General features: G+C 66.0%; 1 protein-coding gene. It reads left to right on the forward strand.

The features are described from left to right. A partial coding sequence (locus tag KUM32_RS39300) for an AAA family ATPase (RefSeq protein WP_217146541.1) occupies positions 1–238 on the forward strand: 238 nt, incomplete at its 5' end. Between the last annotated feature and the right edge of the window lie 327 nt (positions 239–565).

Raw genomic sequence — 565 nt, forward strand, 5'->3', positions numbered from 1 at the left:
GCTGGTGTCGATCTTCAAGGCGCGCCCGAGCCCGTTCTACGTGATGGACGAGGTCGAGGCGGCGCTGGACGACACCAACCTGCAGCGCCTGATCCGGATCATGGAGGAGCTGCAGGAGAGCTCGCAGCTCATCGTGATCACGCACCAGAAGCGCACGATGGAGGTCGCCGACGCGCTGTACGGCGTGTCCATGCAGGGCGACGGGGTGTCGAAGGTCATCAGCCAGCGGCTGCGCTGACGGGCCCCCGCAGCCCGCGCGGACCGCGCGCATAGAGATCAACACTTGAAGCTTTCGCCGGGCGTGGGGTGGAACTCATCGTGATGCGGGGGTATTGACTTCGAAACTTGAAGGCATAGTCTCTGCAACGTTGCTTTTGCCTTCAAGTGGTGGCTCGCGTTGGGCCGTGTCCCACTAGGAGTGCCAGCCCCCCACGCCCGGCAGTGCGGCCGGGCCTCAGGAGTACACGTTGACCAGCACCGCGCAGCCGCCGGCGCCGGAAGGCCGTAAGGCCATGCCCGAGCACCTCGGCCACGTCATCTTCATCACCGCGGCAGCCGCCATGGG

This window comes from Streptomyces sp. AC627_RSS907 (genome assembly GCF_019049165.1).